Below are 6,873 nucleotides of genomic sequence, written 5' to 3'. Positions count from 1 at the left end.
CGTCATCATCCCCGTCATCGTCATCATCGACCGGGGTGTCGTCGTCATCATCCGCGTCATCGTCATCATCGACCGGGGTGTCGTCGTCATCATCCGCGTCCAATATTCCCAAGCCATCGGGCACCGGAGCCGGCAAGATTGTCGGGTCAGGAAACTCGTTAAAGGGGAAACCATACTGGATGCCGGGCACCGGCTCGTCGATGCGCGCAATCCTCACGAAGCTCGCGCCTTCATTGTCGCCGCCAGCGCCGGCCAGACCGGCAGCCGGGGGCTCGAGCATGTCATCAATAGGATCGCCTCGCTCCAAGGCCGCGATAATCTCTTCCGCGGTAAGTGTGCCCACCGCTGCATCTTGAGGATCGGCTTCGTAGCTTGCCGCAAGTTCCTCGGTCACCGTCACCTCGTCGGCCCCGGCCAGCTCGAACGAAGAGCCGTCCGCGAAGGCCAACTGGATAAAGGCGCCGTCTTCGGCAATCACCTCTTCGCCCAGAAAGATCTCGTCCCCTTCCCGCAGCACCCGGGTGTTACCGTCCGCGTCGCGCGCGATGACGGTACCATCGACGGATTCGACGGTAGCGATTACTTCAGCCATGACAGATGTCCTCTTAGACAGAGCAGTGTTCGGTTGGAATTATTGGGGACTGTAGGACCGGCCGGCACTAACGGGTAAGTGTCCCGTGGTACAGGTGGATTCCGCCAACACCGGTTGCCGGTGCTAACGCCACATCCATGGATACCCTTTGCGACGGCGCTGCGGTGCTACTCGCCGGGAGTGCACAGACGCATCACTAGGGACGGGGCTAGTCTTACGCCCCCCCTTCAGTCATGCGGAGAACGAGATGTACACGGTCGCGAACATCAAGCTTCTTGAAGATTGACCCAATGTGCATCTTTATGGTCCGCTCGCTCAGACCAAGCTGTCGGGCAATCTCTTTGTTGGCAGCACCAGTGGTTACCGCAACCGCGACTTCGCGTTCGCGCGGTGTCAGATCCTCGAATCCGTGGGGCGGCCGATTCGGTTCGTCCGGTTGTGCCCGCCGCAATGTGCGCACCATCCGACCCATCAGATCCGCGCCCACCCACAGCCCACCGCCTGCCACGGTAGCGGCTATGGTGCGCAACTGAGGTACGCTCGAGAGACTGTGACAGTAGCCGTGCGAACCCACACTGAAGGCCAGCAGAGCCTCCTCGTCACTCGGACGACGCGAATGAACTACAACCCGATGGGCACCGGTACGTTGCCGAACGTGATCCTGCCAGTCGGGCAGGTCCGTACTGATCCAGCATACACTGGCGCCCTCCGGGAGCACTGGCGGAAAAGGCGCATACAACACTTTGCAGTCCACAAACGCTTCAGCCCAGCGTTCGGAAGGCCGGGTTTTCCCGTCGATCATGAAAATTTGCATTCATCTCTCCGCAAATGCCATGTCTCCCGCTCGGAGAATCGGCTTCAGCAAATACTGCAGGACCGTTCGGTTCCCAGTGATGATGTCAACCCGGGCCACCATGCCAGTCATAATCGGATGCTCGTCATCAAACCCTGTTCGTTCGGTACGTACGCGGACTTTGAAATACGTGTTTCCGTCGTCATCAGTGATGCTGTCAGCGCTAATGTGCTCCACCGTGGCATCAAGAGCTCCATAAACAGCGAAGTCATAGGCCGTAAATTGCACGCGCGCCTCAAGTCCAGGATGCAAATATGCGATATCGCGCGGCGAGATCCTTGCTTCAATAACAAGTTCATCTTTCAACGGCACTACCTCTGCAACCTCCCGACCGGGAGAAATCACACCCCCTCGGGTAGTGATGAACATGCGTTGCACGATCCCCGCCATGGGCGAGCGCACCTCGGATAACCGAACACGATCCTCCAACCCTTCAGCACCCTCAGCCAACTCCTGCAGACGTCCTAAGGTATCCGCAAGCTCGGAACGCCACTGGTTGCGGAAAGTCAGCCGGACCTCACGGATTTTTTCTTCTGCTTCTTCAATTGCCGCCTCCAACCGGGCGATCTGAGCCGCCGCCTGTTCGCGGTCGCCACGAGCATTGGAGACCTCTCGACGTAGCCGGAGCACCTCAACTTCAGATACCGCTCCGCTCTGCACTAACGGCTCGGTCACTTCGAGCTCGCGGCTCGCGAGATCCTGCGCTCGAATCGCTTGACTACGTCGTGCGCGCACCTCATTAAGCTCTTCTCCTCTCTGCCGCAATTGCTCCTCAGCGATTCGGATTCGCGAACGCATCTCCTCCTTACTTTCTTCGTACAACTCCTGTTCCTGCTCGACTATCGTCGACGGCCCCTCTTGCAAATCCGGAGTGATCAGAAACGGGGTTTCCGTCAGCAGCGCTATCAAACGCGCACGTCGTGCCTTAAGCGAAAACTCACTGGCACGTACCTCTCCGAGGTCGGAAAGGAAGCGAGTCGGATCGACGCGCAACAGGATATCCCCCTCTTCCACAATGTCGCCCTCACGCACGAGGACCTCTGATACCACTCCCCCATCCATTGATTGCAGCACCTGAAGGCTCTGCGACGGAATCACCCGTCCGTCCCCACGCGCAATCTCTTCGATTTCGGCGATCGAAGCCCAGTACACCAGGAGCACGAACGTAATCAGAGCGCCATACAGCAGGGCGCGGGCGCGCAGCGGCCGTTCCTGATCTGTCACCCAGTCAGCGTCAGCCGCCCAGTCGCCACGGTCACCGTTGGAGGAAGTCAGCCAGGGTCGAAACAAGCGATCCAGCAGGGGCGCGCGGTGGGCCTCCTGCGCCCAATGCATCGCAGTCTGGAGATGCTCGTCGGGCTGACGTCGCCGAATCATGACTGCGCCTTACCGATACGCCCGTCACGCAGGGCCTGAATGACCTGCTGTTTCGGTCCATCCGCGACCACACGGCCCTGATCGAGTACGATCACCCGGTCCACCAGATCCAGCAGCGAGGTCCGGTGCGTCACCACTAGCGCGGTACGCCCCCCCATGAATGCCTTGAGGCTACGCTTCACCGCCTGCTCGGTGGAGTTATCCATTGCACTGGTCGGTTCGTCCAGCAGCAGGATGTTGGGCTCGTGCAGGACCGCGCGTGCGATCCCGACACACTGCTTTTGCCCACCCGAGAGCAGAGCCCCGCGCTCGCCCACCCCCATATCGATGCCTTCCGGGTGGGTATTGATCAAGTCCTCGATGCCTGAAACCGCGACCGCGTGGCGGATCGCCTCGTCGCTGGCCAACGGATTGCTAGCCACTACGTTGTCGCGCAGGCTGCCGTAGAACAGCGTGATTTCCTGCCCCACGTACCCCATCGAGCGCCGCAGCTCTGCGGGGTCCAACTGGCGCACGTCAACCCCGTCGACCAGCACCGCACCGCCGGTCGGCTCGTACAATCCCAGGATCAGCTTCGCCAGGGTACTCTTGCCGGAACCGACGCGGCCCAGCACCGCCACGTGCTCGCCCGCGGCAATCCGAAGCGTAACGCCCTTCAGCGCATGGCCGGACTGGTTGGGATAGGCGAAATCCACGTTGCGAAACTCGATCTCCCCCTGAAACCCCTCACGGCTGAGGAAGCCCGAGTCCGGCGGACGCTCCACCGGTAGTTCCATAATCCGGTTCAGCGACTTCAGCGCGGCCGCTGCCTGGTGATAGTGCGTCAGCAAGCCCGCAGTCTGGCCGATCGGGGACATGGCTCGCGAAGAAACCAGGTAGGCGGCAATCAGCCCCCCGTGCGACAGATCGCCCTGGATCACCAGGAACACCCCCATCACGATGATCGCCACGCCAACACTGTGCTGCGCCCAGGTCGCCGTACTGGACACGCTGGCGTTGAGCTGGCGGCTCTTCGAGTGGGTGCGAGCCAGATGCGCGGTGGCCTGCTCCCAGCTCGCCTGCACTCGCCCCTCCGCGCCCACGGCCTTCACGGTCTCGACCCCTGCCAAGCTCTCCACCAAGGTCGAATTGCGTAACGCCGCCATGCGGTAGCCCTCCTCGGCCAGCCCGCGCAGGCGATGGTGGATCACCAGGGCATACAGCAGCAGCAGGGTCGCGCCAATCAGCACCGGGATCGCCAGCGGCCAGGCGATCAGTGCGATGATCGCGATGAATAGCACCGCAAATGGCAGATCTACGAACGCGATCACGGTCGCGGACGAGATGAAGCTGCGCACTGACTCGAACGCGCCCAGATTGGACGCAAACGAACCCACCGATGCCGGGCGGTTTGCCATCCTGATCCCGAGCACGCGTTCCATGATGTGCGAGGAGAGCTTTACGTCCGCGCGCATCGCCGCCTTGTCGACGAAGTGGCTGCGCATGGTGCGCAGGATCAGGTCCGCGATCAGCACGATCACGACACCCGCCGCGAACATGAACAGCGTCTCGGTCGCGTGATTCGGGACCACGCGGTCGTACACGTTCAGCACGAACAGCGGCATCGCCAGCGCGAACAGGTTGATCATCACCGCCGCGATCAGGACATCGCGATACAGCGGCCGGTTCTCGCGAATCACCCGCCAGAACCAGTGCCCCTTGCTCTCCTTCGAGACCCGCGGTGCGCGCGCATCCATGCGGAATTCTGGGCGCACATAGATTGCACGTCCCACATAACGCTCTTTGAGCCGTTTCAGCGGGACGTCGATGACCGCATCACCCAGCTCGGGGTCGATGACCCGGGCCACGCTCTTGTCTTCGTTCCAGCCGACCAGCACCCAGGCTTCGTTCTGGTCCAGCAGCAGCAGCGCGGGCAGCAGGTCGTCCTTCAGTCCGCGGGCGTCGCGGGTGACGGTGCGTGTGGTCAGTCCGGCACGCTGTGCCGCACGCGGGACCAGGGAGGGGCACAGCCGCCCGTCGTCCAGCGGAAGCCCCGCAAGCGCGGAATCCGGGGTCAGGCGCAGCCCGTGCATGCGGGCGATCAGGATCAACCCACCAAGAAGGCTGTCCGAACGGCCCTCCCCGTCCACAATCGGGAACTCCGGCTCGCGGCCATCCGCATCGCCCATGGACCCCGACTCGGGTGCGCCCGTGGCCGAATCCAGGACAGGATCCCCGCGATCATCATTGGAAGGAGGCTGGCTAATTAGTACACCCCTGCTGCCGGACACAGAATCTCGGCATCCCCGCGCACCATTGATGTGCAGAACGTGAACGCCTTCTCATATTCGCTTGATTCTGCGCTCCAACGTGCCGCCGGGCAACGCCTTTGCATCACGGGGATCTAACGCTTTCGGCGTAGACGAAAGAAATTGTGCAGCAACTCGGCAGAACGCTCCGCCGCCACGCCTTCGATACATTCCAGACGGTGGTTATGAGCGGGATGATGAAGCAGGTCGATGGCGCCTCCGGCGGCCCCTGTGCGAGGGTCCGAAGCCGCAAACACCAGCCGCTCTACCCGGGCGTGAATCATCGCCCCCGCACACATCGAACAGGGCTCGAGCGTCACGTAGAGCGTGGTACCAATCAGCCGATAGTTGGAACGCCGCTTTCCTGCGCTACGGAGGACTCTAATCTCGGCGTGCGCAGTGGCGTCATGCTCGCCGATCGGTGCGTTGTGGGCGGCGGCCAGACAATAACCCTCCGCATCCACCAGAACAGCTCCCACCGGCACCTCGCCGACCTCCGCCGCCCGCTCCGCCTGCGCGAGCGCGGCATCCATCCAGTAGGCATGCGCACCGGGTTCGGTAGGCGCCGGACCTCGCTCGCCGGGTTCCATGTTCCGCGGGTCGGGCGCGACCTCAGCTGCCATCGTCCGGGCGCGGTACGGCGAGCGCGCGTTCGATTGCGCCGACCAGGTCCTGCGGCTTGCGCTGGGGGGCGAATCGGTCGAGTACGGAGCCATCCCGGCCGACCAGGAACTTGGTGAAGTTCCACTTGATCCCCCGCGTGCCCAACGCGCCAGGCGCCTGCTGCTTGAGGTGCTGGTACAACGGGTGCGCGCCCTCGCCGTTCACTTCGATCTTGGCAAACACCGGAAACCCGACCCCGAAACGCACACCGCAGGCCTGTATGGCCTCCGCATCACCCGGCTCCTGCCCGCCAAACTGGTTGCAGGGAAAGCCAAGCACGCGAAAACCTCGCTCGGCGAACTGTTCCTGCAGTGCCTGCAGCCCCTCGTACTGCGGGGTGAATCCGCATTCGCTGGCCACATTGACGATCAGCAGGACATCCCCGCGATACGTCCCCAGGGGCTGTTCGGTGCCATCCGCTGCCGGTACCGAGAAGTCGAAGACATCAGTCATCGCGCGCCGCCTCGACATCTTCCAGAATCGCGTCTTCCAGATCCGCCAGGACCTCGGCCGTCGCGCGCGACAGAGCCCCCACCAGCTGCGAGGCCGAGCGCCGCTCCAGCGCCTGCTCGGATTCCAGATGCACCAGACGACTGCGATCGCCCTGGCTCAACTGGGCGCGCAGACCCATGTGCCCGGTCCCCGTCACGGCCAGCCCATTGGATTCGACGGCTTCAGCCCCTTCTAGATCACCGTACAGCGCGGTGATCAGGACATGGACCCGCACGGCAGGACGCCCCTGTTCACGCACCGCCGATGCGTTGTCGACCAGCTCCAGCGCGGCACCGTTGCGCGTCCAGCGTTCTCGCAGCAGTTGTTCAAGCTGCTCCGACGGTTTCAGGAACCATTCGTTGTAGTAATCCGACTCGTACTGGTGATTCCCCAGCCGGTATACCAGCCCATTGCCGGCATAGGCCGGAGCGACCCGGACCGACCCCAGTTCGACGGCCACCGGCTCCTCCGCCGTCCGTGCGGGTGGCTCGTCCGGCAACTCCAACAGATACCAGGAGCGATCGAGCGGCTCGCGGTCCGGCAACAGCGTGCAGCCACCCAGGACCAGCGCGGCGAGCATCAGGATCGGCACTTTCCACCAGTTCATG

Annotated in this window: 7 protein-coding genes; all 7 read right to left on the bottom strand. The window is 62.8% G+C overall.

Going from position 1 to position 6,873, the window contains the following annotated elements; all coding sequences use genetic code 11:
* The coding region (locus tag C936_RS14300; protein ID WP_026305345.1) for a retention module-containing protein at positions 1-592 on the bottom strand (592 nt) is incomplete at its 3' end.
* A gap of 214 nt (positions 593-806) precedes the next feature.
* Positions 807-1,406 (bottom strand): response regulator transcription factor, encoded by a 600-nt coding sequence (locus C936_RS0110210; protein WP_018174245.1) that lies wholly within the window; start codon positions 1,404-1,406, stop codon positions 807-809.
* Positions 1,407-2,780: an HlyD family type I secretion periplasmic adaptor subunit gene (locus C936_RS0110205; protein ID WP_081616867.1), complete on the bottom strand. Its 1,374-nt coding sequence runs from the start codon at positions 2,778-2,780 to the stop codon at positions 1,407-1,409.
* A 38-nt stretch (positions 2,781-2,818) separates the two neighbouring features.
* The gene (locus C936_RS0110200) at positions 2,819-4,990 is read right to left on the bottom strand and encodes a type I secretion system permease/ATPase (protein WP_018649479.1); all 2,172 of its coding nucleotides are present in this window, start codon (positions 4,988-4,990) and stop codon (positions 2,819-2,821) included.
* Positions 4,991-5,205: 215 nt separating this feature from the next.
* Positions 5,206-5,733, bottom strand: coding sequence for a tRNA adenosine(34) deaminase TadA (tadA, locus tag C936_RS0110195; RefSeq protein WP_018649478.1), 528 nt, complete (start codon positions 5,731-5,733; stop codon positions 5,206-5,208).
* Positions 5,723-6,226 (bottom strand): glutathione peroxidase, encoded by a 504-nt coding sequence (locus C936_RS0110190; RefSeq protein WP_018649477.1) that lies wholly within the window; start codon positions 6,224-6,226, stop codon positions 5,723-5,725. The genes tadA and C936_RS0110190 overlap by 11 nt, the downstream gene beginning before the upstream one ends.
* Positions 6,219-6,872, bottom strand: coding sequence for an ABC-type transport auxiliary lipoprotein family protein (locus C936_RS0110185; protein ID WP_018174240.1), 654 nt, complete (start codon positions 6,870-6,872; stop codon positions 6,219-6,221). The genes C936_RS0110190 and C936_RS0110185 overlap by 8 nt, the downstream gene beginning before the upstream one ends.
* Position 6,873: the final 1 nt, after the last annotated feature.

Source organism: Thioalkalivibrio sp. ALJ4, from assembly GCF_000377225.1.
Classification (GTDB): domain Bacteria; phylum Pseudomonadota; class Gammaproteobacteria; order Ectothiorhodospirales; family Ectothiorhodospiraceae; genus Thioalkalivibrio.
Note: the sequence above shows the minus strand (reverse complement) of the source record. Positions and strands in the feature narration are given on the sequence as shown.

What these genes read in the sequence shown, in the direction of transcription:
- C936_RS0110210 (WP_018174245.1), bottom strand. Translation starts at nt 1,406, where the DNA reads ATGCAAATTTTCATGATCGACGGGAAAACCCGGCCTTCCGAACGCTGG.
- C936_RS0110205 (WP_081616867.1), bottom strand. Translation starts at nt 2,780, where the DNA reads ATGCATTGGGCGCAGGAGGCCCACCGCGCGCCCCTGCTGGATCGCTTG.
- C936_RS0110200 (WP_018649479.1), bottom strand. Translation starts at nt 4,990, where the DNA reads ATGGGCGATGCGGATGGCCGCGAGCCGGAGTTCCCGATTGTGGACGGG.
- tadA (WP_018649478.1), bottom strand. Translation starts at nt 5,733, where the DNA reads ATGGCAGCTGAGGTCGCGCCCGACCCGCGGAACATGGAACCCGGCGAG.
- C936_RS0110190 (WP_018649477.1), bottom strand. Translation starts at nt 6,226, where the DNA reads ATGACTGATGTCTTCGACTTCTCGGTACCGGCAGCGGATGGCACCGAA.
- C936_RS0110185 (WP_018174240.1), bottom strand. Translation starts at nt 6,872, where the DNA reads ATGAACTGGTGGAAAGTGCCGATCCTGATGCTCGCCGCGCTGGTCCTG.